Below are 26,607 nucleotides of genomic sequence, written 5' to 3' on the forward strand. Positions count from 1 at the left end.
TTATTTTTAACGCAATAATTTATTTTATCACCGAAATAGCTTAGAATAGCAACAATTAGCAAAATTAGGCACAGCCAAAGTGGCTTGATATTGTACATTTTCTAAGCCACAAACCCAGTGTGGGATAATCCCATTTCATTCACCTGGAGGAAGTATTAATGAGCCAAGCCGAAGGCGTTAACGTACAACGCCGTAGAGTTCTTATTGCCTCGACTGCCGCGATTGGTGCAGCTGGGGTAGCTGCTGTGGCAACACCTTTTGTCCGTTCTTGGTACCCAAGCGCTAAAGCTGAGGCTGCAGGGGCTGCAGTGACCCAAGACATTGGTTCTATCGAAGCAGGACAGATGATCGTTGTCAAATATCGCGGTAAACCCATTTTTGTGGTCAAACGCACAGAAGACATGCTAGCGACTTTAGCGTCAGTAAAACCTTTACTGTCTGACCCTGAATCTGATGCGTCATTACAACCTGAATACTGTAAAAATCCAGAACGCTCTATCTCACCAGAAGTCTTGGTAGTAGAAGGCGTCTGTACACATTTAGGTTGTGCACCAAACTACCGTCCTGATGTTGGCGCGGCTGACTTGGGTGGTAATGATTGGTATGGCGGATTTTTCTGCCCATGCCACGGGTCTAAATATGACTTGGCGGGTCGCGTTTATAGTGGCGTTCCTGCACCGCTTAACTTACCTGTCCCAGATTACAACATGGATGGTACCATCTTGACGATTGGGGAGGCTTAATATGAGCATGGGTAAAAAGTTAATGCATTGGGTGGACGCACGCTTTCCAGCGACCGAAACCTATGAATACCATATGTCAAAGTACTATGCACCAAAAAACTTTAACTTTTGGTACTTTTTTGGCGTGTTATCAATGGTGGTATTGGTTAACCAATTGGTAACAGGTATTTGGCTGACTATGATGTACAACCCAAGTGCCGAAGGGGCATTTGCGTCTGTTGAATACATCATGCGCGATGTCAAAGGTGGTTGGCTCATCCGTTATATGCACTCAACTGGCGCATCTGCGTTCTTTGTGGTCGTATATCTGCATATGTTTAGAGCACTGCTATATGGTTCATATCAGAAACCACGTGAGCTTATTTGGCTCATCGGTATGGGTATTTACTTAGCATTGATGGCAGAAGGTTTCTTCGGTTACCTACTTCCTTGGGGCAACATGTCATTTTGGGGTGCACAGGTTATTTTGAACCTTCCTGCTGCTCTACCTGTGATTGGTGATGGGCTTGCAGAATGGGTACGTGGTGATTATATTATCTCAGGTATCACCCTAAACCGCTTCTTTGCTCTACATGTGGTTGCTATCCCGCTCGTACTTGTGGGCTTAGTATTCATGCATATTGTAGCGCTACACCATGTGGGTTCGAACAACCCTGATGGTATTGATATCAAGAAGCTAAAAGACAAAAATGGCGTGCCGTTAGATGGTATTGAATTCCATCCGTACTACACAGTGCATGATATGATTGGTATCGTGGTCTTCTTTATCTTGTTCTTTGCAGTGGTATTCTTCTTCCCAGAAGGCGGCGGATTCTTCCTTGAGCCACCAAACTTTGAGACAGCGAATTCATTGAAAACACCAGCACACATTGCACCAGTATGGTATTACACGCCATTCTATGCCATTTTACGTGCGGTTCCTGACAAGTTGGGTGGTGTGATTGCGATGGGTGGTGCGATTGCCGTACTATTCTTGATACCATGGCTAGACAGATCGCCTGTACGCTCTATACGTTATAAAGGCATTTTATCTAAAATTGCTTTAACCGTGTTTGCGATTAGTTTCTTAGTTTTAGGTTACTTAGGCGCGACGCCAACGACTCCAACAGCAACATTGATGGCTCGTATCTTCACTGTCTTGTATTTCTTGTTTTTCTTACTGATGCCAATTTATACCTCTATTGAGAAGTGTAAACAGCCACCAGAACGCGTTACCGGAGGTCACTAATGAACACGCTAATTAAATCCCTAGCGGGTCTAGGCTTAGGCGCGGCATTAACCTTGACGGCTGGTACTGCACTGGCAGCTGGTGGCGGTGGATGTGGCACATTCACCAATGCTGAGGGTGTTGAAGAACACTTAGCTTGTAGTACTGCTCCTATTGATTTTACCAATAAGGGCTCGCTACAAAACGGTGCGAAAATCTTTATGAACTACTGTGCTGGTTGTCACTCTGCACAGTATGTTCGTCACTCGCGCATTGCTAAAGATCTAGAGATACCACCTGAGTTGGTCGAAAAGTATTTGATGGTCACCACCGATCAAATCGGTGATCATATCAATGCTGAAATTGATCCTGAAGTACAAGCATCATGGTTTGGCGCAGCGCCTCCTGATCTATCACTTGAAACCAGACTACGTGGCGATGACTGGGTATATACTTACCTGTTATCGTTTTATGAAGACCCAAGCCGTCCTTGGGGTGCCAATAACTTAGTACTTGCCAATGCGGCGATGCCTCATGTCTTGCATAATATGCAAGAAGAGCTGAGTGCTGAAGAGTTTGAATCTGAAGTGGGTGATTTGGTTAACTTTATGGCGTGGATGGCAGAGCCCAACCGTCATGACCGTCAAGTGATTGGCTTCTTTGTGATTTTATTCTTATTAGTATTACTCATTCCAGTTTACTTATTGAACAAAGAATTCTGGAAAGATGTAAAATAATTAAGTATTAAAAAATATATTTTTATCGAAGAAAAGGCACTACTCTGGTAGTGCCTTTTTTTGTCTCTTAAAAGACCATAAAACACTGAACCATTATTTAAAACAAGGCTCACCCGCAATGTTTACGTACCTTGCCTTGATAATCAGGGCAACTTTGTTTACGATGATAGGCTTTACTATTAACATTAGGCTTTCATGATTGATGCGAACGACATTCCAAGTAGTCAGCTGATTTTATACGCTGATGACGGCTACGACAGTCATGTAGTGCGCCTATTACTTGAGGAAAAAAAGCTTGCCTATTATCTATCACGCTTGCACTCTGAACGGCCTGAAGATTTAACCGAGCTGAATCCCTATCACACCTTGCCTGTTCTGCAACAACGTGAAATCGCACTGTATGAGATCAATGTTATCTTTGAGTATCTTGAAGAGCGTTACCATACAAACAAACTACTGCCGGATACCCCGCAAGAGCGTGCCCAATTTCGCCAGCTGGCTTGGCGTATTCAGCATGATTGGCTGGTACTCGGTAAGCGTCTACTCATGCATCCTAATAGCTTTAATAAAGCACAAGCTGCTATTGCGAAAAAACAGTTAAGCGATTCTTTGATTACGTTGTCACCACTGTTTGCTCATAAACCTTATTTTATGGCAGATGATTTTGGCTGGTGTGATGTATTGTTAGCACCTTTGTTATGGCGACTTGAAGAAATGGGAATTGAGCTGCCACGTGCGATTAGTCGCCCTTTATTTGATTATCAACAGCGGGTCTTTGAGCGTACTAGCTTTCAAAAAAGTGTGCGTTAATTAGGGTGTATCCTCAATCTGGGTATTAAACCTTAAATGGGTCAAAAATGACTAAATCTTTGTCAAACTGTGTCAAATAGCTTGCTTATATTTCGATATTATCAGTACTACTTTCCTTGTTTGGCTGCAATTTTTATTACAATTTGCAAGAGCAGGACACACCCTAGACAATGCTTAATAGCTGTCTTAAAATAGAAAACAACAAAATACCTTTAAGTTATTATATTCAAATTATCAGTATAGGAAACCCTTAGATGAGCGAAACCACCTCTATTACCCCAACACGTCCCTATATGGTGCGCGCGCTTTATCAGTGGATAGAAGACAATCAACTAACGCCTTATCTGATGGTTGATGCAACTGCCGAAAACGTACAGATTCCAAGGGAACACGTGCAAGATGGTCGTATCGTATTGAATATTGCCAGCCGTGCGACTGGTAATATGAGTATGGAAAATGATTACATTCATTTTAGTGCGCGTTTTGGCGGCGTGTCACAAGAGATTTGGGTACCAATGACGTCGGTACTAGGTATTTATGCGAAAGAAAACTCGCAAGGGATGTTTTTTGACCCCAATGAATATGACAACTATCAACCCGAAGATGATGCGATAGTAAGCTCACAGAAGAGCCCTACTGCGACACCTAAAGCCAAACGTGATAATAAAGCAGGTTTAAAAGTATTGAAATAGTCAATTTTTCGGTATAAAAAAGGCTGATCGTATTATATACGGTCAGCTTTTTTGTGATTAATCTAAAAGATTTATCGTTGTGCACTTTCAGTTAGCATATAAGATTACTAGGTTCTTGGCAATGTCACGCCGCGTTGACCTTGATACTTACCGCCGCGATCTTTATAGCTGGTTTCACATACGTCATCAGCATCGCTTTGGAAAAATAGCATTTGTGCCACCCCTTCGCCTGCATAAATACGCGCTGGTAGATTGGTGGTGTTACTAAATTCCAAAGTGACATGCCCTTCCCACTCAGGCTCCAGCGGCGTCACGTTGACGATAATTCCGCAACGGGCATACGTTGATTTACCAAGACAGATCGTCAATACATCACGTGGAATACGGAAATATTCCATGGTGCGTGCTAGCGCAAACGAGTTTGGCGGAATAATACACTCGTCACCGATGACATCAATAAAGCTTTTTTCATCAAAGTTTTTTGGATCTACAATCACTGAATGAACATTGGTAAAAACTTTAAATTCAGGCGCACAGCGTACATCATAACCATAGCTTGACGTACCGTAGCTAACCAGACGCTCGCCTGCATCATTAAAACGTACTTGACCCGCTTCAAACGGCTCAATCATGCCGTGTTCTTCAGCCATTTTACGAATCCAGCGGTCAGACTTGATAGACATTGTTGTTCCTTAGCAGCTATAAAATAAAATTTATGATATGAAGTGTATTTTGATAGCGACGATTATACGGAATTGAGCGCTCAATTTATAGGCTTGCCTGCGTTTAATATAAATCTACAATCAATACGACAACCGCCTACCATTTTGCGAAATGATCTTCTGCTAAGCCCATTATCTTATCGATTTTAATCACGTCATCTTTTAGACGAATCTCACCACTATAAAAGCCAAGCCATTGCTCAAATATACTGGCAAGCACACCAAAATTATCCGTCTTTTTATAAACGGTTATCGGCGTGAAGGTTAAGTCAATATCAACATTGCTCCAGCCTAGGTTTTGATGATAGATGCGCCAAGGCTGTCGCGTATTATCTATGGTTTTAGCAGTATCATCTTGCTCATTAGCTGGCAAATTTAAACCATCACGAACAAACATCACAGGTGGCAAATAATAAATCTGCCCATTCAGCCAGCACGCATTTTCGCTAACCCCTGTTTCATTGACGCCCATTGCTAGATTTAGGGCAAAATGACGACCGTCTGGCAAATAGCTATTGATACAACTCCAAAACCAATTGGTCTTGTGGCGCATATAGCCAAGCGTCCAATCGAGATTGGCGATAGTCGTTTCGGAAAAGTGAATTTGTTTGGCTTGAGCATCAGTGTTAAATTTTGAATGGGCTTTAATAAGTAAACAACCAGATATACCCGTCAACGGCTCTTTCTGGGTGAAGGTCCAGCCACGTCTGCCCGTTGGTGTGCAGACTGCTAATGGCGCTGATTGCCGCTGTAGCGTCGCATCAAGCGTAATGTGTTCACTATCCAATGCTACTGCGATTTGTGAAGGCGTAAAATCCAATGTTAATGTGAGATTACTATGGGTAAATGCCATTTGCCCTTGATAGCAATCGCCTTCTAACTGTGTTTGCCTCGTCAACGGCTGCAATGCTTCACAAACCTCTAACTGCTTAATCTCATCGTTATAAAGATAAACAAAGGCACTGGTGGCCAGTTTAATCGTCGCTAATGCCAGACAAACCCGATAAGGCGGCTGGATAATTTGAATAAAGCAGAATTGATTGGCTTTTAACTCTTTGCGCCAGTTTGGCAGCGCCTTTTGCGAAATAAGATGACTGTGATAGTCCAAATAATTGATATTTTTAACGTGAGCAAAGATGCCAAAAGTAGGCTGACCATTTTTAATCAGCTCATCGAACACAACTGGCTTAATGCTGGTAGATAATTGTTGCTGATCTTGCTCGTTGCTATTTTGATTCATGATTGAGGCATCCTAGCCAAATTTTTCTAAAGGTACTATTTTTCCTTGATAACTCACGGTAGTATGTACAGTTTTTCTTTTTGCCTTCGCAGAACCCACAAAAAACGCTTCCGTTATTACCTTAACTTCAATGCTGGTCAATCCATCTGCCAGTGTTTCTGTCACATCGGTAGCGGCTATCGCGCTCATCCATAAAAAATGCCGAGGAAACTTAAGTAACAGGTCAGTTAACGCCTGTGAGAATTTGTTAAAATTAGCAATCACCATGCGGCGATTACTAAAGTCATCATTAACTTGATGCCGTTTGCTACTCCCATCTTTATAGTAGCAAACGGCAATCACTTGATTGTTTGAGAGCTCAATCACGTATATCGGCGGGCGCAATAATTTCAAAAATATATACTGCGTGGGAATATCGTCTAAATGGCGTTGATAAATAGATAAGCTCACAATACCTCCTTTTTGAAAATCTAAGCCCTCTAATTTTATTTGCTTAGGCTATTTAACTATTACTAGAAGCAATTAAAAACTATTAAAAAATACGCTTATCATTGACAGGCTTGGCGAATTTATTAATAGTGGCTTCGATATTTTTAGCAATGCTAAGATAGTACGGCGCAAACTCATCATCGGCTAATACGCTCGGCTCACCTTTATCCACTTGTGCACGAATACCGCTGGCCAATGGCAATTGCCCTAACAGCGGCACCTGATACTGTTCAGCGATTTTTTCACCGCCGCCTGTACCAAAGATAGCTTCAGTATGATTACAGTTACTACAGGTATGTAGTGCCATGTTTTCGACTACGCCGAGTACTGGTATATTGGTTTTGTTAAACATCTCAATACCTTTTTGCGCATCAAGTAAGGCAATATGCTGCGGCGTCGTGACAATCACGGCACCCGTTACGGGAATACGCTGCGCTAGTGTCAACTGAATATCGCCTGTACCTGGCGGCATATCAATCACTAAGTAATCCAGCTGCGGCCAGTTGGTTTGGTTATACAGCTGCATCAGCGCACCAGTGGCTTTTGGTCCGCGCCACGCGACAGGCGTATTGTCACCATCGAGCAAGCTACCAATCGATAACATTGCCATGCCGTGTGCATTGATAGGAACAAACTGCTCGTTTTCCAGCTCAGGTTTGACATTATCGACGCCCAGCATCGTTGGCATACTAGGACCATAAATATCGGCATCAAGTACGCCAACACGGTTGCCTAGCTTTTGTAATGCCAAAGCAATGTTGACCGTGGTAGTGGATTTACCAACACCGCCTTTACCCGATGCCACGACGATAATATGACGAATACGCGGATGCGCGGCGAGTGACGCTTGTGTCGGCGCGGCTTTGGTAATTGGTGGTTCAACAGTAGTATTGCTATCAGAATTTGCCGCTGGTTTATATTGATTGTCCATGGCATTAGTGGTTTTTGGCATTGCTTTTGGCAGACTTGACCCCGAGCCTTTCGTCGGTGCAGGCAGACGAACATTCATATGAATGGTCTTAATCCCGTGCGGATGTAACAGTTGCCCAAGCTCTTGTTGGATAATTTCAGGATTACTATTTACGGGTAGACGCAAGTCTAAGGTGAGCTGGTCACCATCACGTTCGAGCCCCGTTACCATGGTGGCAATACTGACAGTACCTACCTCATAACCAAGCAGCACCTTGTCCACGGCACTATCGCGCTCTGCTCGCTGCTCTGGTGTTTCTGATTTTTTGGTGGAGGTTTTCTTCATAAAGTTAAACATAGCGACTATTACTGCCTATACAAGTGGGTGGGCATGGCAAAAACTCAGCAAATACTATCGTGAACAATACCGCTCGTGAGCGTATTAGCCAGACCTTTTATAGTGACAGTGTAGCTGAATTGCCACTATAAAAAAACCACAACGCTAGTGGGACTAGGCTTTATAGCAGCGTTAACCGATAGACAAAAACTGTGAAGCAATAAACAAATAAATAAGTACGCCCGAGGCATCACAGACAGAGGTAATCAAAGGCGCACTGGCAGTGGCAGGATCAAAACCCAATTTATTAAGCACAAAAGGTAAGCTCATACCAATCACACAACCAATCATCACCACCGACATCATACTCAGTGCCAGCACTAACGACACCACTGCATCACCACGTACATAACCGATGATTGAGATAGCCACCGCCATCGTCGCCCCAAGCATCAACGCAACCACTGCCTCTCGACCCAATAATGAAAACCAGTCACGCATGACCACATCGCCAGTCGCCAAAGCTCGCACCATCAAGGTCGCTGACTGTGAGCCAGCGTTACCGCCACTGTCGACCAATAAAGGTAAAAAGAACACCAATACCAAATTGGCAGCAATCACATCTTCAAATTTTGCAATACTAAAGCCTGAGAGCAAGTTACCAAATACCAAAAACACTAGCCAGAGTACGCGCTTACGGTATAACACTCGAACGCTTACATCTTTTAATTTGCCAACCATTGTCGAGACACCGCCCGACTTATGGAAATCATCGGTTGCCTCATCACTCGCCACATCCATCGCATCGTCGTGGGTAACAATACCGACCAAAGCACCACTATCATCAGTAATAGGCAGCGCAATTAAGTCATAGCGAGCCACGACTTTCGCAACGTCTTCTTGATCATCATTGACATTACAAGACACTACTGTAGTCATCATAATGTCATTAATCAGCTGTTCAGGAGCCGCTAAAATAAGTACTCGTAAAGAGACAACGCCTAATAATTTACGCTCATCATCAATCACATAAGCATGATAAATAGTTTCGGCATCAGGTGCTTCTAGGCGCAGTGCTGCCAATGCTTCAGAGACAGTCATATGAGCAGCTAAAGTCGCATAATCAGACGTCATCAACGCACCAGCAGTGCGCTCCTCATAGGCAGATAACTTACGAATATCTTCACGTTGTGCCTGTGCCAAGGCGGGTAACAAAGCATCCCGCTGCTCCTGATTTAGGTGCTTATATAAGTCGGTACGCTCATCCGCAGGCATCTCGCCTACTATCTTTGCTAATACAGCCCGAGGAAATACATAGGCAAGTGCAACCTGAATATCCGTTTCTAAATAGGAGAACACGGTAGAACGATTGGGCAGATGCTCAAGTAGCTGCCATGCAAGATTTGGCTCCATGACTGCCAGAACATCGGCAATATCAATCGGGCGCAAATTTTGAAGTTGATTGATCGATTGCTCAAACTGCTGTTGCTCGATAGCACGGCTTAATTTTGCTGCAAGCGTTTTTGCAAAATCCTTATCATTCATTATACTTACTCCGTGCGACCCGAAACGGTATTCAAGCGCTCATAAAAAAGAGCCAATCTAATTGGCTCAAATTAATATAAAACTAGATGCTAATGGATTGGTCTTTTATTAGCAAGCCCATGATTCTTAAACCAATCAAACAACCCGCAAACCCATTAATTCACCACTCAGTTAATTCATAAACCAACCATGACTGGCAACGATAGACTGACCTGTGAAGACATTGCTCGGAAATGCTGCTAAAAACAATGCCAGTTGGGCAATGTCATCAACGGTGGTAAATTCTTTGTCGACGGTATTCACCAGCATAATATCATTGACTACAGATTCTTCACTGATACCTTTTTCAGCCGCTTGTTGCGGAATTTGCTTTTCGACCAACGGCGTTTTGACAAACCCTGGGCAAATTACATGCGCGCGTACATTATGCTCAGCGCCTTCTTTCGCCAATACACGGCACAGCCCAAGTAACCCATGCTTAGCAGTGACATAAGGTGCTTTATAAAGTGAGGCTTCGTGCGAGTGTACTGAGCCCATATAAATGACCGTACCGCCTTTGTCATCTTTATACATGTGCTGTATCGCCGCTTTGGTGGTCAAAAACGCCCCATCTAAATGGATAGCAAGCATTTTTTTCCAATCCTCAAACGCCATTTTATGAATCGGGTCAATTATTTGAATGCCAGCATTAGAGACAAGAATATCAATACCACCAAAGGTATCGACAAGCTGCTGCACACCAGCGTTTACCGCCTCCTCTGAAGTCACATCCATGGCAATGGCAAATGCGCGTCCGCCTGCCGCTTCAATAGCATCAACGGTTTTCTGAGCCGCTTCAAGATTAATATCTGCAATACCAACCGCTGCGCCTGCTTTGGCATAAGTCTCAGCGATATCACGTCCGATACCGCTGGCAGCGCCTGTGACCAATGCCACTTTGCCGGTCAAATCTTGTTGTAATGTGGTCGCCATATTTTATAGTCCATTATCAAATAGGTTTTTTAGAGGTCTGTGCCAAATATATCTAACAAGCTTATTGAGCAATGCTCACTGGCGTTTTTTCTTGTAGCTCATCAAAGCTAACACCTTCTGCCAGCTCAACTAGCTTTAGACCGTTGTCAGTGACGTCTAGTACAGCAAGTTCGGTAATAATCCGATCAACCACCCCTTTGCCCGTCAATGGTAGCTCGCAATTGGTAAGGATTTTTGGCTCGCCATGTTTATTGACCTGTTCCATCAAGACAATCACGCGTTGTACACCTGCGACTAGATCCATTGCACCGCCCATGCCTTTAACCATTTTTTTGGGAATCATCCAGTTGGCCAAATCACCTTTTTCTGACACTTCCATCGCACCCAATATCGCAAGATTAACATGACCGCCGCGAATCATCGCAAACGACTCTGAGCTACTAAAATAACTGGCACCCGCTTCGGCAGTGACGGTTTGTTTACCCGCATTAATCAAATCTGCATCGACATTTTCTGCCGTTGGAAACTCGCCGATACCTAATAGACCATTTTCAGACTGTAGCCAAACATCGACATCTTTAGGGATATAGTTAGCGACTAGGGTTGGTAGTCCAATACCTAAGTTGACATAATAGCCGTCTTGTAGCTCTTGTGCGGCACGCTGTGCCATCTGCTCTCTTGTCCATGCCATGATAACTTCCTTATTTTTATAACGACCCCAAAAAATATGATGAGCGGTGTCAAATTCGCTTAGTCTACTAGATGTAGCACTTTCACTCGTTTTCCTTGCCACTCAAATTTTTAGGAATAGTATTACAATATTCTATTATTAATTTAACACTTTAAAAAATCTATAAAGCCTTTAACTAAGCGCTTTCGACTGCTTTAGTCGTAGTCTTTTCGATACGCTTTTCAGGATTGCTATTCAAGACGATACGCTGCACAAAGATACCCGGCAGGTGCACGTCATCAGGATCAAACGTGCCCGTCTCTACGATTTCTTCAACTTCGACAATGGTAATTTTGCCTGCCATGGCGCAATCTGGATTAAAGTTACGCGCCGTCTTGTTAAAAATTAAATTGCCCGCTTTGTCCGCTTTTTGCGCTTTGATTAATGACACATCAGCGCGTAATGAGTGCTCAAGTATATAAGTGCGACCATCAAAATCACGGGTTTCTTTACCTTCAGCGACGAGTGTGCCGACACCAGTTGCGGTGTAGAACGCAGGAATACCCGCGCCGCCCGAACGTAGTTTTTCCGCTAAAGTACCTTGCGGCGTTAATTCAACTTCTAACTCGCCTGCCAAGTATTGACGCTCAAATTCTTTATTTTCACCGACATAGGATGAAATCATTTTTTTAATCTGGCGAGTTTGTAGTAGCAACCCTAAGCCAAAATCATCGACCCCAGCGTTATTACTGATGCAAGTTAACCCTTTAACACCACTATCACGCAATGCGGCGATTAACGCTTCCGGAATACCGCACAGACCAAAACCACCGATAGCGAGCGTTTGTCCATCGCTGACGATACCTTTTAGCGCTTCTTCGGCACTGCTATATACTTTTGATTGACTCATGCTTATCTCCTTGCAAGTCTATTTTTTGTTATTAACTTCTATCATCAATGATTATGAGTGGGTTACATCACTCAATATTTCCATATTTATATTAATACAGTTTCTATCGATATATCATAATTAAAAATCTTGTGCTAACTTACCATATTATTCTCGTAGCGAGAAGAGAATAACCATAAGAACATACAAGCCAGCGCAGTAGCGGTATATATGATGGGTCAACATCTTATTAAGACAGGATTTATGTTTAATAAAATATCAAATATTGGCTATTTTAAGTAATTTTATTGACCAATATCACTATGCTCTGCATACTCGCTGACTGAACTTTGCCAAGGAGGGCGATCATGTTTAGTACCTTTGCTATTGTCATTACTTTATTATTACTGATGTTTTTTGCTTATCGTGGTTATTCCGTGCTGATATTAGCACCGATTATGGCGACATTAGCCGTACTATTATCAGGTGATTTTTTAAGCACGATTCCGGCCTATACCGATGTTTTTATGGGCGCATTGAGTGGATTTTTACTTAAGTTTTTCCCTATATTCTTGTTGGGTGCACTGTTTGGGCGTTTGATGGCAGACTCTGGTGCGGCGACTGCGATTGCCAAAACCGTGGTCGAAAAGCTTGGTGCTAGCAAAGCCATCTTAGCGGTTATCTTAGTTTGTGCCATTTTAACCTATGGTGGCGTCTCGTTATTTGTGGTGGCATTTGCTATTTACCCCATCGCCAAAGACTTGTTTAAAGCCGCTGATATTCCTAAGCGCTTGATTCCGGCAGCGATTGCCTTAGGCTCATTCACCTTTACGATGACGGCATTACCAGGTACGCCTGCCATTCAAAACGCCATTCCTATTCCTTACTATAATACCAACGTTTTTGCCGCGCCTATCTTGGGTATTATCGGCGGTACCATCATGTTTATTTGTGGTTGGTTATGGCTTCAATCACGCGCCAGAAAAGCCAATGCAGCAGGCGAAGGCTATGGTCAGCATGACGAAGAGGATGTGGGCGGCGTTGGCGCGGCCAAAAAAGAGACTGATGTATTAAATACGCATCACACCTCATTTACTATTGCTATGATTCCACTGGTGTTGGTCATTGGCTTAAATGCTTTATTAACTTACGCTGTCTTTCCATCAGTGGATTTTAGCGGCTTACAAGCTCAGTTTCCTGATCTAAATATCGCAGGCTCACTGGGTTTATGGTCAATTATCATCTCGTTAGTCGTGGCTTGTGCGGTGTTAATTTTGTTACGTATCGGTCATTGGAATAACCTACAAAAAACCATCAACCGTGGTACTTATGATTCGATGTTGCCTATTTTTAATACCGCCTCAGAAGTTGGTTACGGCGCGGTTATCGCCTCGTTAGCAGGCTTCCTTATCATTCGTGATAGTATCTTAAATCTAACGCCTGACAATCCTTTAATCTCAGAAGCGGTGGCGATGACCACGCTGGCTGGTATTACTGGCTCATCGTCTGGTGGTTTAAGCATTGCCCTCTCGACGTTGGGTGAAGACTATTTAAGAATGGCGGTCGCAGCGGGTATTGACCCAGAATTGATGCACCGTGTTGCTGTGATGGCAGCGGGTGGTTTGGATACGCTACCGCATAGTGGTGCGGTCATCACCTTACTTGCGATTTGTGGTTTGACCCATAAGCAGTCTTATCTAAACGTCGCCATGGTAACGATGGTGATTCCACTTATTGCTGTGGTCGCCGTTATCATTTTAGGGACGATGTTTGGCTCGTTCTAATGTTCTGGAATGAGGCATTTATTAAACCTTAAAGATAATTAAATTTAACGATTATTACTTGATACCAAAGAGCCCACTAAGCGATTGCTTGGTGGGTTTTTTATGGACGCTCTTTCATTATTACCTCTAAATACAACCGACTATTTATCTCTCATAATTGATTGACACTCTATATACCGTATAGAGTTAATCGCTTTATTAGCGACTATATTAATTACTCAGGTAATGTCACAAATTTGGCTGAATTACGGTATCATAGGCACACTTTTTTAAATTTTTATTTGCTTAATACGTTTTAGCATTGATAGTTTGATATTAATAGTATCGCGTCTAATAGCTCAAAACCGCTTAAGACGTTTGATAACCAACCCGTTTATATAAAAATATAGGTGATAAAAGTGCGTGAGATTCTAGTAACCAGTGCTCTTCCTTATGCCAATGGCGATCTTCATTTAGGCCATCTTTTAGAACATGTACAGACTGACGTTTGGGTGCGTGCGATGAAAGCACAAGGTCATCAAGTCACCTATGTCTGTGCCGATGATGCTCATGGTACTGGTATCATGTTAAAAGCTGAAGAAAATGGCGTCACGCCAGAGGAACAAATTGCCGCGGTGAAAGCGTCGCATGAAGCAGATTTTGCTAAATTTTTGATTAACTTTGACAATTATCACTCCACGCACTCAGAAGAAAATAAGCATTTTTCTGAGCTGATTTATCGTCGCTTGAATGATGCTGGGCATATCAGTACCAAAGATGTCGAACAATTATTTGACCCTGAAAAACAGTTGTTTTTAGCCGATCGTTTTGTCAAAGGTACTTGCCCTGAGTGCGCAGCGCCCGACCAATATGGCGATAACTGTGAAGTCTGCGGTACCACCTATGATGCAACGGATCTTAAAGACCCGCATTCAACGTTATCAGATGCCACGCCTATTCTGAAAACCTCCAAGCACTACTTCTTTAATTTGCCTGAATTTGAGCAATTCTTAAAGGATTGGACGCGTAGTGACAATCGCTTGCAAACATCGGTCGCCAATAAACTACAAGAATGGTTTGAAGCAGGTCTGGCAACGTGGGACATTTCCCGCGATGCGCCCTACTTTGGTTTTCAGATTCCAGATACCCCAAGCGATGAGCCAGACAAATATTTTTATGTATGGCTAGATGCGCCAGTCGGTTACATGGCGAGCTTCAAAAACCTATGCGATAAGCGCGCAGGTACAGACGAGGCGCTTGATTTCGATCGTTATTGGATGCAAGAAAACGAACATAAAACCGAGGTGTATCACTTCATCGGTAAAGACATCGTTTATTTCCATGCGCTATTTTGGCCTGCAATGCTTGCTGGTAGTGAGTTCCGTACACCAACGGGTGTTTTTGCTCATGGCTTCTTGATGGTCAATGGCGAAAAAATGAGTAAGTCACGCGGTACTTTTATTAAAGCCGAAACGTATGCTGATCACTTACATCCTGAATACTTGCGTTATTATTTTGCTAGTAAATTGTCTGATAAAGTCGAAGATATCAACCTTGATTTAGAAGACTTCATGCAAAAGGTTAACTCTGATCTAGTTGGTAAAGTGGTCAATATCGCCAGTCGTAGCGCTGGATTCTTGGTCAAAAAGTACAATGGCATGCTCACAGAAGTCTGCGCTGAGCCAAGTTTATTAGAAGATATTACCAAAACGGGCGATGAGATTGCTGCCGCTTACGAGAACCGTGAGTTTTCTCGTGCCATGCGTTTGATTATGCAATGTGCTGATAAAGCCAATGAATATATCGATGAGAAAAAACCATGGGCGCTTGCTAAGGTTGAAGGCGCAGAGCAAGAAGTTCAAGATGTTTGCTCGGTCGCGATTAATATCTTCCGTCAATTAATGGTTTATCTTGCGCCAGTATTGCCTGAGCTAACCGCCAATGCCAAAGCGTTTTTGAACATTGACGACTTAAGCTTTGCCAGCCGTAATGAGTGGCTACTGGGGCACAAGATCAATAAGTTCAAGCCTTTGATGCAGCGTATCGAAGAAAAAGACGTTGCCGCGATGGTTGAGGCGTCAAAAGAGTCTTTGGCTCAAGCTGCTGCTCCAGTGGCTAGCAAAGCCGTTGCTAAAAAAGATAATAAGCCAGCAAAAGAAGCTGTTACTGATATAGATGCTGAGACAAATACTGAGCAAGCTGACTATATCGGCATCGAAGACTTTGCCAAAGTTGAGATGAAAGTCGCTCACGTTCTAGCCTGCAATCATGTCGAAGGCGCAGATAAGCTTTTACAATTTACCTTGGACGTTGGCGAAGACAAACCGCGCAATGTGTTTAGCGGCATCCGTAAGTTCTATGAGCCTGAGCAATTGCTAGATAAAAAGGTCATTTGCGTGACCAATCTTGCCCCGCGTAAGATGAAGTTTGGTGTCTCAGAAGGTATGGTGCTATCAACTGGCAATCCAAAAACTCAGCTGACAGTGGTTACTTTACCTGACAACTGCGTGATTGGCGATGTGCTTGCTTAATAGTTAGGCTTACTCAACAAACAAAAAAGATGTCCAGCTGGGCATCTTTTTTATTGTCCCAAAACTATCGCTGGTCAATCGCCAAAATCAGTGCTTATATAGAAGATAATATCGATGAATATTGATTCAGTACGTTCTTTACAGAGGTAATGACAAACGCGTTTTAATTTCTTATTGCCATAAGTTACATTACTGTCATAATATGGACGTAATGATCAATGGATTGATTACTTTGATGTTAGCCCGTTATCTCAGCATGCACATAACATTGACTCGGGTAACCTGCACTCTCTAACCTATGAGCCCCAATAAAATGACCTTTGCTACTACTTTACGCTTCAGCCTATTCGGTGCTGCTATGAGCGCCGCGCTTGGATTAATTGGCTGCTCAAACACGACCGACACTGCTGCAACGACAGATACAAGTGCCGCCGCAGATTCTGATAAGCCTGCCAAGACATTAGCCATCACTCAAATCGTCGAACATCCTTCATTAGATGCGATGCGCCGCGGCATTATTGATGAGTTGGCAGATAACGGCTATGTTGAAGGCCAAAATCTAACCATTAATTTTCAAAGTGCTCAGGGCAATACAGCGACAGCAGGTCAGATTGCTAAGCAGTTTGCAGGAGACAATCCAGATGCCATCGTGGCAATCTCGACGCCATCAGCTCAGTCTATCGTTGCGTCAACTAAGACGGTTCCGGTTATTTATACGGCTATTTCAGACCCTGTCGCGGCAAAGCTCATTAATGAGAACAATACGCCTATCCAATCTAATGTGACAGGACTGTCTAGTGAGCTACCTATCGAGCCGCAACTAGACAATATTCAAAAAATTGCGCCCAATGCAAAAACCATTGGCTATGTTTATAGTCCAGGTGAGGTCAATTCGGTGGTGGTACTCAATCAACTTAAAAAAGCTGCGCCTGCGCGTGGGCTTAAGATATTAGACGTCACCGCCAATCGCCCGACGGATGTGGCCATGGCGACTCGTAGCCTTGCTGGTCGTGTTGATGTGATTTATACCTCACTAGATAACAATGTGGTATCCGCCTTTGAAGCGATGGCAGGTGCTGCCAATGAGCTTGATATTCCTGTCATTGCCTCAGACGAGTTCAGTGTGCGACGTGGTGCGACTGCAGCGCTTGGTGTCAATGATTATGATTTCGGTCGTACCACAGGCAAAATGGTGTATCGTGTGTTAAATGGCGAAGCAGTTAGCAGCGTTAAGCCTGAAGTGATGAATACTTTGACCTTATATGCAAGCCCGAAACATGCTGCTGAGCAAGGCGTCAGTCTGACTGATGAGCTGCTAAAAAATGCCATTAATGTCGACAAACAAGCGCAGAGTGCGGATAAATAGTACAGATAAATAGTTTTGACAAGTAGCACTGAAAAATAACATTTAGCCTTCTATACAGATAACTGCTTTACCCTTTATCCATCTATACCTTTTATCTATAAATTAAATAATGTACGGACACATTATTATTTTCAGGAGTGAGACCCATGTTGTATCAAAATCGTTTTGGTCATTTTAACTTTAGTAAAGCACTATTATTAGGTGGTGTTTGTACGGCCATCTTAACTGGCTGTAATCAATCAGCACAAGATACCAGCACCACTGATGCAACTGCTACTGGCGATGCAGCCACAGCGATGAAGACCGTCGCAATTACGGCTATCGTCGAACATCCAGCGCTTGATGACGTCCGTAAGGGCGTTATCGACGAGCTTAATGAAGCAGGCTTTAAGGATGGTGAAAACTTAACGGTTAATTTCCAAAGCGCACAGGGTAACACTGCCACTGCTGGACAGATTGCTAAGCAATTCGTCGCAGACAATTCAGACGTTATCGTTGCGATTGGTACTCCATCAGCGCAGTCAGTAGCTGCTGCTACTAGCAGTATCCCTTTAGTATTCTCAGCAGTTACTGACCCAGTTGCCGCCAAACTAGTAACAAAACTAGATGGCTCTGGCACCAATGTCACTGGCGGCTCTGATGCACTGCCTTATGAGCCACAAATTGAGCTGATGCGTCAAATCATTCCTAGCCTGAAAAATGTCGGCTATGTTTATAGCCCAGGCGAAGTCAATTCAACGATTATCTTGAAAAACTTAAAAGAAAAACTGACACCACTAGGTATCAATGTACTCGAAGCGCCTGCCCAGCGTAGTACTGATATTGCGATGGCAGCACGTAGCCTCGAAGGTAAGGTCGATATGATCTACACCTCAACCGATAATAACGTCGTATCGGCTTACGAATCACTATATCAAGTCGCTAAAGAGAGCAAAATCCCACTGATTGCGTCTGACACTAGCTCAGTTGAGCGTGGTGCCGTTGCTGCATTGGGCGTGAATTACTACGAGCTTGGTCGCGAAACAGGCAAAATCGTGGTACGTATTTTAAATGGTGAAAAAGCAGGTGCTATTCCTGTCTACACCCCGCAAATGTTGGATCTATACGTTAGTCCAAAGCATGCCAAAGAAGAAGGCATTACTTTGTCACAAGCGGTTATCGATAAAGCAAAAGAAGTGGTAGAATAACGCACTTTTATAGCTAGCTCGTTACAGCTATCATAAGGTAGATACCGAGTTTGATGGATTTGGTGTCAGCCGTCATCTACCGTTATGCGATGAGGCTAAATGTTTAACATCAGAAACCCAGCTATGAATCAGTAGGCTGGGCTTCTTATTTAAACCACATTGATTAAATATAAAGTATTTGCGTCATTTCTAAATTTGCCCTTTTTTTAATCAAAGCTTTGAACCTAGGTAGCTTATGATAGCTGTTGATCGTGACATGTTTTGGTTTACCCTAACCGCAGATTGTTTAATCTGTTAAATTCACCGCTTAGTCGTTTAGCTAAAATTGACGTATAGATGAGACAGCGCTGATCTATATCACGCACTCATTCTATGAATCGACATTAGAACGTTAGTGGCTAAACGCTTGGTTATGACTTACTGATCTCTTATGTCTTTAATTGCTTTTTTTGGTGCACTTGAAAGCGGTCTGATTTATGGCCTAGTAGCACTTGGTGTGCTGATCTCATTTCGCACCCTCGACTTCCCCGACTTGACCGCTGACGGTAGTTTTCCACTAGGTGGCGCTGTCGCCGGTATTTCTATCATCGCTGGTGTCAACCCATGGCTTGCCTGTGCTTTTGGTATGTTGGCAGGTTCTGTCGCTGGTATTGTTACGGCATGGCTACACGTCAAGCTTGGCATCCTGCAACTACTTGCCAGTATCTTGGTAATGGTCGCACTATACTCTATCAATTTACGGATTATGGGTGCGCCGAACTTGCCATTATTGGGTGAAACCACGGTCTTTAGCACCTTGGTCACGGATGGCAACGGTTATTGGATGCGCTGTCTAATTATTGGTGTCGTGGTGATAGCTGCCATGTTATTTTTAAACTGGTTCTATAGTACTGAAACGGGTCTTTCGATGCGGGCGACGGGTTCCAACCTCCGCATGGCACAGGCGCAAGGCATTAACACCTCATGGATGACCATCATTGGTATGGCGATTTCTAACGGTTTGATTGCTCTAGCAGGTGCATTGTTTGTGCAGACTCAAGGTGGCGCAGATATCTCGATTGGTATTGGTACCATTGTCATCGGTTTAGCAGCGGTCATCATTGGTGAAACCATCATTCCTGCCAAGCGGATTTGGCTGATTACCTTTGCCGTGGTCGTCGGTGCGGTATTGTACAAGCTGTTTATTCAGGTGGCGCTATCGAGCGATACGCTACGTAGTATCGGTTTTGGTCCGCAAGATTTAAACTTGATTACAGCGCTACTCGTCGTATTTGCCTTGGTATTGCCAAAAGCTAAAAATAAATTTTTAAGTCGTAAAGTTCGGGCTTAATGTCAATGTGCAACCATAAGGAATAATTATTATGATGCAAGCTACAGATTTGCGGTTGACCTTTAATCCTGGAACGCCCATTGAAAACCCTGCCCTACGCGGTATCAATCTTAATATCGCTGATGGTGAATTTGTCACCGTCATCGGTACCAATGGCGCGGGTAAATCAACCTTTTTAAATGCAGTCAGTGGTACCACGCGCGTCGATAGCGGTTCAATCTTATTAAATGGCATTGATGTCACCAAAAAGACTGCGCACCAACGCGCTCATTGGGTGGCTCGTGTCTTCCAAGACCCGATGGCGGGGACTTGTGAAGCATTAACCATCGAAGAAAATATGGCGCTGGCTTATAAGCGCGGCGGCAAACGTGGTTTGAGCTTTGCACTCAACCAAAATAACCGTGATTTATTTCGCGAAAAATTATCAGTATTAAAATTGGGGCTAGAAAATCGTTTGACCGACCGTATGGGTCTGTTATCCGGTGGTCAACGTCAAGCTGTTAGCCTATTGATGGCTTCACTGCAACCTTCCAAAATTTTATTGCTTGATGAGCACACTGCTGCCCTCGACCCTAAGACTGCGGCTTTCGTTTTAGAATTGACCGATAAGATTGTGACGGACAATCAGCTCACGACCATGATGGTCACGCATTCAATGCAGCAGGCATTGGCGCATGGCACCAGAACGGTGATGTTACATCAAGGACAAGTGGTATTGGATGTGGCTGGCGATAAACGTCAAGGCATGACTGTACATGACTTACTTGATATGTTTGAGCAAACGCGCGGCGAAAAAGTCGAAGACGATAGCTTGATATTGAGTTAAATAACTTAGCAAAATTCTTCAAATCTTGAAAAAATATAACGTCTGTTTAATATCAGGCGTTTTTTTATGACTGCTTTAATTGATACGACTGTCTTAATTTTTAAGCATCAAGCAATACTAATTTTTGAATCAACTCACTGACATGTTGTGACTGCATTTTTTTCATCACTTGTGAACGATGCACCTCTACCGTACGGACAGAAACGTCTAAATGATCAGCGATATTTTTATTCAAATTACCTTCTAACAATTCATTGGCAACCTGCTTTTCTTTATCGGTCAGCTGCGCATAGAGCTTTTTAATATCATAAAGCGTAGCGCGTTTTAGAGTGAGGTCTTGCGCACATGCAAGCGCTTCTTGTAGCCGGCGGCTATTAATCGGTTTTTCTAGATAATCAGCCGCACCTTGCTTCATCATATTGACAGCATCAGCAATCTCGCCATTTCCAGTTAGCGCTATCAATGCCATAGGGCTATCCTGTTGACTAAGATGCACTTGTAGCGCTTGACCACTCATCTCTGGCATCATCAAATCACTCACAATCACTGCTGGACGATAGATATTAACTTGCTGCAAAAACGTCAGCGCACTTGCCCACACTTGGGTCGACAGCCCTAAGCTGCTAATCAAAAAATCACAGGACATGCGCACACTTTCTTCGTCATCAATGATATGAATAATAAGCGATTCTGGCGTAATGCCTGATGAATCGTCAGACAGATGACTGTTTTTATCTTGCCAGCACGTAGGCTCATTTGAGAGTTGATTAGACGTCATATGTGACCTTATGGCTAAATACATTATTGATATTCATTAGAGTTTTTCGTCATTATTCGCTAAAGATAATGGCAGATAAAAAGATATTTGTGCGCCCACCGTGTTTGACAGCTGATAATTAGCATTGGTTTGTAGCAGCTGGATTTTACCATTTAAGGTACGTTTAAAACATCGCTGCTCGCTGCTCATTACTTCGTAAACTTGCTCAATTTCACATTTGGCATTAATATTGTTTAGCTGCATCATACCGCCCAATGACTTGCACAAACGCTGACATATCATCAGTCCTAATCCTAGACCGTCTGCTTTCGTTGATTGAGTAGCATACTGACTGGGTAGGTTCTCTGGTAAATACTGCCCCTGCAACTGGGCTTGATCAAAGCCGCCAGCATCATCGCTTAGATGCAATACTAGCCATTGCTTGCCATCATGTTCTTCTGCCTGACAGCGGAGCATGATATTGGTCGCCCCTTGCTGCGCAGCATTGGTCATGCTATTTATCAGTAACTGATCTAATACTAAATTTGGCAAGGTTAAATGCTGGTAATCACTTGCCAGCCAAAAATTGACACCTATTGCTTGCTCATCCAATAATAAGATGCACTGTTGATAGATAGCTGCGATATCGACACGAGTTTCATTCGCTTGCGACCGTCCAGCCCAGCGACGAATATTAGTCACTACAGCAGCGACGCGTTCTGTTTCATTGACAATCTGCTGTAGAGCATTCTCTGTTGCCGCATTATCAAGTGGCGCTATGTCGATAGCATTTTTAGACAAACTTGCGTGTTGACTGCGTATCAATAACCCTTGCGCATAATTTTGAATGGTTGCCAGCGGCTGATTGATTTCATGAGCGATAGCACCGCTCATCTCACCGATGACCGCAAAGCGCTCTGATTGGTGTAACTGCTGATCATAATCACGGATTAGTCTATTTTGCCGCACTATCTTTTTTTGCCGCCGCCATGCCAGCCAGCTCATCCAAGCATAATTTACTGTCGATATCAGGATAACCAAAATAATCACAGCCATCCATAATCGATGCGCCTTTATCCAGTCGACCATATACGCGCTCAGCTGCTTTTGGGCGGGATGGCGATTCATCTCATAAAGAATGCGCTCAGCATCGCTACTCGATTCTGCTGGCAGCCAACGCTGCTCTGCTTGATTCTTGCCAAATAAATGTTGATTGATCTGGCGCACCAAAGCATCTGGCGCTTGCTCGGTCGCTGCCAATGTCCAATTTGGGTATATTTTCGTTGAAGAGTGGCAGCTGGATACAGTGGCGACTGGATGAATGAGACGGTATTGCTTGTCATTGATTTGACCGCGCCTTGCCATCTCCTCCATCAAACAAAGCGGCGTAATGGCAGCGTCTACCTTGCCGCTAGCCAAGGCATGCAAAGTGCGCTCTATCGGATAACCGACAAACTGTGTTTGATAGTGGCTTGGCATAATGCCATTTTGCTGTAATAAATGCGCGCCCAATAAATAACCGCCAAATGCGTCAGTGTCGACGGCAGCAATATGACGTTGCTCCAAATCCTGCAAACGATAAATATCACTGTCGGCAGCGACCCATAGAGCACTGGCGACCTCTTCCATCGCACTCGGCTGTTTTAATGGCGTATATTCATTTAGCTTATTAAATTCATTGGCGAGGGTGACTGTCGTCGATAGCTGATTTTGGGATTGTTGCCCATTAACACCCTCAGCATCAAATCCTTGATTGCTAAAAATTTTATCACGAGAACTTTTATCACGAGCGTTTTGCGCATTGCTATTTAATTGAGCCGTCTCTGTTTGTAAGGTAGCCAGCCAGCGCCACCTGATGGTATTCATTTTTATAAACTGTACTTGCGGGCCAAGCACTAGCGCAAACTGCTGTGCCTCTATTTGCTGTTGCCAATTCTCCAGCGCCAAAGGTACCAATATCACGGTGTCATCTGACAACTGATCATTAAGCTCGTCAAGCCATGGCTGCCAGCGATTTTGCGCGGCTGTCTCGCCCTGAGGTGCCAGCACACCCAAATAGTAAGTCTGTGCGGTTGCCTTAGATAGCGGTAACCAAGCAGCCGAGGCTACAACGATAATAAAACAAGTCTTTAAGATAGTCCAAATTTTAGACTTTTTATGCATACACCTAGCCTTATATTTGACCTACTAAACGTACATTATAAGTAAAAACCTTAATTATAATGTGGTTTTCCACAATATCACAATATTACCCGCTACCCTATACTATATGACAGTTGTGTAACTTTTAATTCGCTGAGCTTAAATCACAAATATTCGATTTCAATTTTGATTTGAATTTTGATTTCAATAAGAATGATTAATACACCTCATGAAATATGGGTGATGAATTATAAGCTTAGTAAAAATATCTTATGGAGGGCGGGCTTATGAAAAAATGGCCACTGATTATAATAATAGCAGCCATCATCGGGCTGGTGGTTGCCTTTATTATTGGGCAATTACTGCCAAATATGCGCACCAGCAGTAACGATATCGAGGTCAATATCACTGATCCTGCTCTCATCAAGCAGGGCGAATATATCGCGCGCACTGCTGACTGTGTCGCGTGTCATACCACGCTCGATGGCGAGACTTATGCAGGCGGTTTGCCTATGCTAACGCCACTTGGGGCAATTTATTCGACCAATATCACACCCGATCAAGAAACTGGCATCGGCAACTATAGTTTCGACGACTTTAAAAACGCCGTGAAGCATGGGGTACGCAGTGATAATAAAGCCTTGTACCCTGCTATGCCGTACCCCTCTTACCAACTCATGCCAGACGAAGACTTAGCCGCGATGTACGCTTTCTTTATGTCCGATGTCAAAGCCGTCAAACAAGCCAATCTAAAAAGCGAGCTACCTCCGATAGCAAACTGGCGCTGGCCCTTGGCATACTGGCAGGTCTTATTTGATCGCAAACGTGACTTTGTCCCTGAAACTGACAACGCCCTATTGACTCGTGGTCAATACTTAATCGAAGGTCCTGGGCACTGCGGCTCTTGTCATACTGGGCGCGGTATTGGATTTCAAGAAATCGCTCTAAGTAATGCAGATTCTAACAAGTATTTGAGCGGTGCCATCATCGATGGTTGGCGCGCCAAAAGTATCCGCGGTGAGCATCGCGGACTTGGCACTTGGACAGTTTCAGAATTAAATGACTTCTTCAAAACTGGGCGTACTGATACCACTGCTGCCTTTGGTGCCATGGCCGAAGTGGTTGAGCATAGCACCCAGTATATGACCGACTACGACATCAACGCCATGTCATCCTATCTAAAAACGTTAACGCCAGCACCAAACAAAGAAGCCACACTACCTGCGAAAAAAGACATCACTACGCAAAAACTGCTAGATGGCGACTATGATTCGCGCGGTTCGATTTTGTACGCCGAATATTGCCAAATTTGTCACCGTGTCGATGGTAAAGGAGTCGCGCGTATTTTCCCAGCGCTTGATGGCAATAGTGCGGTTTATTCTAACAATGCCGATTCGGTACTACAGATTACCTTAAGCGGTGGTCGTATGCCTGAAACCCCATATGACCGTATGGCGTTTACTATGCCTGAATTCAGCAATCTTAGCGATGCAGATGTGGCAGAGGTGGTCAATTATGTCCGCAATAGCTGGACCAACCAAGCGCCTGAAATCGATGTCGATGATGTGGTAAAAATGCGGGCTTTCCTCGCCAAAAAACCAAAAACCAGTACGGATATTGCCCCAGACTTAAGTATTGATGCGCAAACAAAAGGAGCAGAATAATGAAAAAATCTCCACTCAACTTGCCTACTATTGCTCGCGTTATCTCTCAAAAAATCAATATGGGCAACTTAACCAACGCTATCCTTACTGCTTCAGCGCTTAGTATCGCCGCTATCAGTAGTGGTTGCTCGCAGCCCGAGCCTATCGAGCAGAATGCGCCTGAGTACGGCTTAGTCACCGCTGATGATGCCAACGAAGATATCGGCACTTATGTGCTGCCGCAAGATACGGCTATCTTGGATGAGCCAAATGCTGATGAGATATTTTATGGTAAACGCTTATTAAACGAAACCAAGCGCTTACTGCCAGAGCATGTTGGCGCGCAGATGAACTGTAACAGTTGCCATATCTCACAAGGTAAAATTCCACTTGGCGACCCGTATATCAATAGTTATAACTTCTATCCGCGCGTGATGCCACGATCTGGTAAGGAAGTCGATTTAACCAAGCGCATTAATGGCTGCTTCCAGCGCTCAATGAATGGCAAACCGTTGAAACCTGAATCCCCTGAAATGCTGGCAATGTTGGCTTATATGAAGTGGCTATCGCAAAATACCCCAAAAGAGCAAAAAGTCGATATCCAAAATGCAGGTAAAGTGGATGAATCACTAATCCCAGATCCTGTCCGCGGCGAACAAATTTATAAAGCTCAATGTGCAACTTGTCATGGTGATAATGGCGAAGGCATCAAAGACAGTCGCGGCGATATCGTGTTCCCGCCACTATGGGGCGATGAATCCTTTAACATCGGTGCTGGTATGGCACGTACTTACAAGGCAGCGGCCTTTGTAAAATACAACATGCCGATGGGTATTCAGACCAAAGGCTTATGGGGTCACGGAAATGTGCTGAGCGATCAAGATGCCGTCGATGTGGCGCACTTCTTTACTCATCAGCCGCGCCCTGACTTTGCTGGCAAGGTCAATGATTGGCCAAATGGTAAAAAACCTAAAGACGCGCGTTACTGATATCTTAAGAAGACGATATTTATAAAGACTTCACTTAATAGGACTTCACTTAAGAAGACATCATTCTACGCTCGCTTGTGAGTGAGCATTGACACGATAAACCTTTAAGAA

Annotated in this window: 23 protein-coding genes; 13 read left to right on the plus strand and 10 right to left on the minus strand. The window is 43.7% G+C overall.

Features of this window, described 5'->3' with window-relative positions; genetic code table 11:
- Nucleotides 1–158 precede the first annotated feature (158 nt).
- The 5 genes from petA to ACI2JM_RS02175 all read left to right on the plus strand — a co-directional run bounded on the left by petA (nt 159) and on the right by ACI2JM_RS02175 (nt 4,189).
- On the plus strand, nt 159–743 hold the full coding sequence (petA, locus tag ACI2JM_RS02155) for a ubiquinol-cytochrome c reductase iron-sulfur subunit (RefSeq protein ID WP_045446807.1): 585 nt from the start codon (nt 159–161) through the stop codon (nt 741–743).
- 7 nt (nt 744–750) lie between these two features.
- Nucleotides 751–1,971: a cytochrome bc complex cytochrome b subunit gene (locus ACI2JM_RS02160; protein ID WP_372815435.1), complete on the plus strand. Its 1,221-nt coding sequence runs from the start codon at nt 751–753 to the stop codon at nt 1,969–1,971.
- Nucleotides 1,971–2,687 carry a cytochrome c1 gene (locus ACI2JM_RS02165; protein ID WP_045446804.1) on the plus strand — a complete coding sequence of 239 codons (717 nt, stop codon included), beginning with the start codon at nt 1,971–1,973 and terminating at the stop codon, nt 2,685–2,687. Before ACI2JM_RS02160 ends, ACI2JM_RS02165 begins: the two co-directional genes overlap by 1 nt.
- A 195-nt stretch (nt 2,688–2,882) precedes the next feature.
- A complete protein-coding gene (locus ACI2JM_RS02170; protein ID WP_198329725.1) occupies nt 2,883–3,497 on the plus strand; it encodes a glutathione S-transferase N-terminal domain-containing protein in 615 nt (204 codons plus the stop codon).
- Nucleotides 3,498–3,751: 254 nt separating this feature from the next.
- Complete coding sequence (locus tag ACI2JM_RS02175) at nt 3,752–4,189, plus strand: ClpXP protease specificity-enhancing factor (RefSeq protein ID WP_045446801.1); 438 nt, start codon at nt 3,752–3,754, stop codon at nt 4,187–4,189.
- 107 nt (nt 4,190–4,296) lie between these two features.
- On the opposite strand, the gene dcd is transcribed toward ACI2JM_RS02175, so the two are convergent.
- From dcd to ACI2JM_RS02215, 8 genes are all read right to left on the minus strand, one after another.
- Nucleotides 4,297–4,872, minus strand: a complete 576-nt coding sequence (dcd, locus tag ACI2JM_RS02180; protein WP_011513914.1) for a dCTP deaminase — start codon at nt 4,870–4,872, stop codon at nt 4,297–4,299.
- 136 nt (nt 4,873–5,008) lie between these two features.
- On the minus strand, nt 5,009–6,151 hold the full coding sequence (locus tag ACI2JM_RS02185; RefSeq protein ID WP_404641761.1) for a DUF2804 domain-containing protein: 1,143 nt from the start codon (nt 6,149–6,151) through the stop codon (nt 5,009–5,011).
- 12 nt (nt 6,152–6,163) lie between these two features.
- A complete protein-coding gene (locus tag ACI2JM_RS02190; RefSeq protein ID WP_404641763.1) occupies nt 6,164–6,601 on the minus strand; it encodes a hypothetical protein in 438 nt (145 codons plus the stop codon).
- Nucleotides 6,602–6,683: 82 nt separating this feature from the next.
- Entirely contained in the window at nt 6,684–7,907 is a 1,224-nt protein-coding gene (gene apbC, locus ACI2JM_RS02195) for an iron-sulfur cluster carrier protein ApbC (protein ID WP_404641765.1), read from the minus strand.
- A gap of 171 nt (nt 7,908–8,078) precedes the next feature.
- Nucleotides 8,079–9,431 carry a magnesium transporter gene (gene mgtE, locus ACI2JM_RS02200; RefSeq protein WP_404641767.1) on the minus strand — a complete coding sequence of 451 codons (1,353 nt, stop codon included), beginning with the start codon at nt 9,429–9,431 and terminating at the stop codon, nt 8,079–8,081.
- A gap of 171 nt (nt 9,432–9,602) precedes the next feature.
- Entirely contained in the window at nt 9,603–10,403 is an 801-nt protein-coding gene (locus ACI2JM_RS02205) for a 3-hydroxybutyrate dehydrogenase (protein ID WP_404641769.1), read from the minus strand.
- A gap of 61 nt (nt 10,404–10,464) precedes the next feature.
- Complete coding sequence (locus ACI2JM_RS02210; RefSeq protein ID WP_404641771.1) at nt 10,465–11,094, minus strand: CoA transferase subunit B; 630 nt, start codon at nt 11,092–11,094, stop codon at nt 10,465–10,467.
- A 175-nt stretch (nt 11,095–11,269) separates the two neighbouring features.
- Nucleotides 11,270–11,983 carry a CoA transferase subunit A gene (locus ACI2JM_RS02215; RefSeq protein WP_055124355.1) on the minus strand — a complete coding sequence of 238 codons (714 nt, stop codon included), beginning with the start codon at nt 11,981–11,983 and terminating at the stop codon, nt 11,270–11,272.
- A gap of 347 nt (nt 11,984–12,330) precedes the next feature.
- Here ACI2JM_RS02215 and ACI2JM_RS02220 point away from each other — a divergent pair, with 347 nt between their 5' ends.
- The 6 genes from ACI2JM_RS02220 to ACI2JM_RS02245 all read left to right on the plus strand — a co-directional run bounded on the left by ACI2JM_RS02220 (nt 12,331) and on the right by ACI2JM_RS02245 (nt 20,965).
- Nucleotides 12,331–13,746 carry a GntP family permease gene (locus tag ACI2JM_RS02220; protein WP_404641773.1) on the plus strand — a complete coding sequence of 472 codons (1,416 nt, stop codon included), beginning with the start codon at nt 12,331–12,333 and terminating at the stop codon, nt 13,744–13,746.
- A 398-nt stretch (nt 13,747–14,144) separates the two neighbouring features.
- Nucleotides 14,145–16,256 carry a methionine--tRNA ligase gene (gene metG, locus ACI2JM_RS02225; protein WP_404641775.1) on the plus strand — a complete coding sequence of 704 codons (2,112 nt, stop codon included), beginning with the start codon at nt 14,145–14,147 and terminating at the stop codon, nt 16,254–16,256.
- 313 nt (nt 16,257–16,569) lie between these two features.
- Complete coding sequence (locus ACI2JM_RS02230) at nt 16,570–17,622, plus strand: ABC transporter substrate-binding protein (RefSeq protein WP_198329733.1); 1,053 nt, start codon at nt 16,570–16,572, stop codon at nt 17,620–17,622.
- Between the two features lie 146 nt (nt 17,623–17,768).
- The gene (locus ACI2JM_RS02235; RefSeq protein WP_404641778.1) at nt 17,769–18,809 is read left to right on the plus strand and encodes an ABC transporter substrate-binding protein; all 1,041 of its coding nucleotides are present in this window, start codon (nt 17,769–17,771) and stop codon (nt 18,807–18,809) included.
- A gap of 430 nt (nt 18,810–19,239) precedes the next feature.
- The gene (locus tag ACI2JM_RS02240) at nt 19,240–20,139 is read left to right on the plus strand and encodes an ABC transporter permease (protein WP_045446789.1); all 900 of its coding nucleotides are present in this window, start codon (nt 19,240–19,242) and stop codon (nt 20,137–20,139) included.
- Nucleotides 20,140–20,170: 31 nt separating this feature from the next.
- Nucleotides 20,171–20,965, plus strand: a complete 795-nt coding sequence (locus ACI2JM_RS02245) for an ABC transporter ATP-binding protein (RefSeq protein ID WP_045446787.1) — start codon at nt 20,171–20,173, stop codon at nt 20,963–20,965.
- Nucleotides 20,966–21,065: 100 nt separating this feature from the next.
- Here the strand turns inward: ACI2JM_RS02245 and ACI2JM_RS02250 are convergent, their stop codons facing one another.
- Together ACI2JM_RS02250 and ACI2JM_RS02255 are read right to left on the minus strand one after the other, a co-directional pair.
- Entirely contained in the window at nt 21,066–21,743 is a 678-nt protein-coding gene (locus ACI2JM_RS02250) for a response regulator transcription factor (protein ID WP_404641781.1), read from the minus strand.
- A gap of 36 nt (nt 21,744–21,779) precedes the next feature.
- Nucleotides 21,780–23,885, minus strand: coding sequence for a PhnD/SsuA/transferrin family substrate-binding protein (locus tag ACI2JM_RS02255; RefSeq protein WP_404641783.1), 2,106 nt, complete (start codon nt 23,883–23,885; stop codon nt 21,780–21,782).
- Nucleotides 23,886–24,151: 266 nt separating this feature from the next.
- Here ACI2JM_RS02255 and ACI2JM_RS02260 point away from each other — a divergent pair, with 266 nt between their 5' ends.
- Nucleotides 24,152–25,528, plus strand: a complete 1,377-nt coding sequence (locus ACI2JM_RS02260) for a cytochrome c (RefSeq protein WP_404641785.1) — start codon at nt 24,152–24,154, stop codon at nt 25,526–25,528.
- Nucleotides 25,528–26,496 (plus strand): c-type cytochrome, encoded by a 969-nt coding sequence (locus ACI2JM_RS02265; RefSeq protein ID WP_404641787.1) that lies wholly within the window; start codon nt 25,528–25,530, stop codon nt 26,494–26,496. The genes ACI2JM_RS02260 and ACI2JM_RS02265 overlap by 1 nt, the downstream gene beginning before the upstream one ends.
- Nucleotides 26,497–26,607 lie beyond the last annotated feature (111 nt).

This window comes from Psychrobacter sp. NPDC064578, assembly GCF_044901245.1.
GTDB lineage: Bacteria > Pseudomonadota > Gammaproteobacteria > Pseudomonadales > Moraxellaceae > Psychrobacter > Psychrobacter cibarius_C.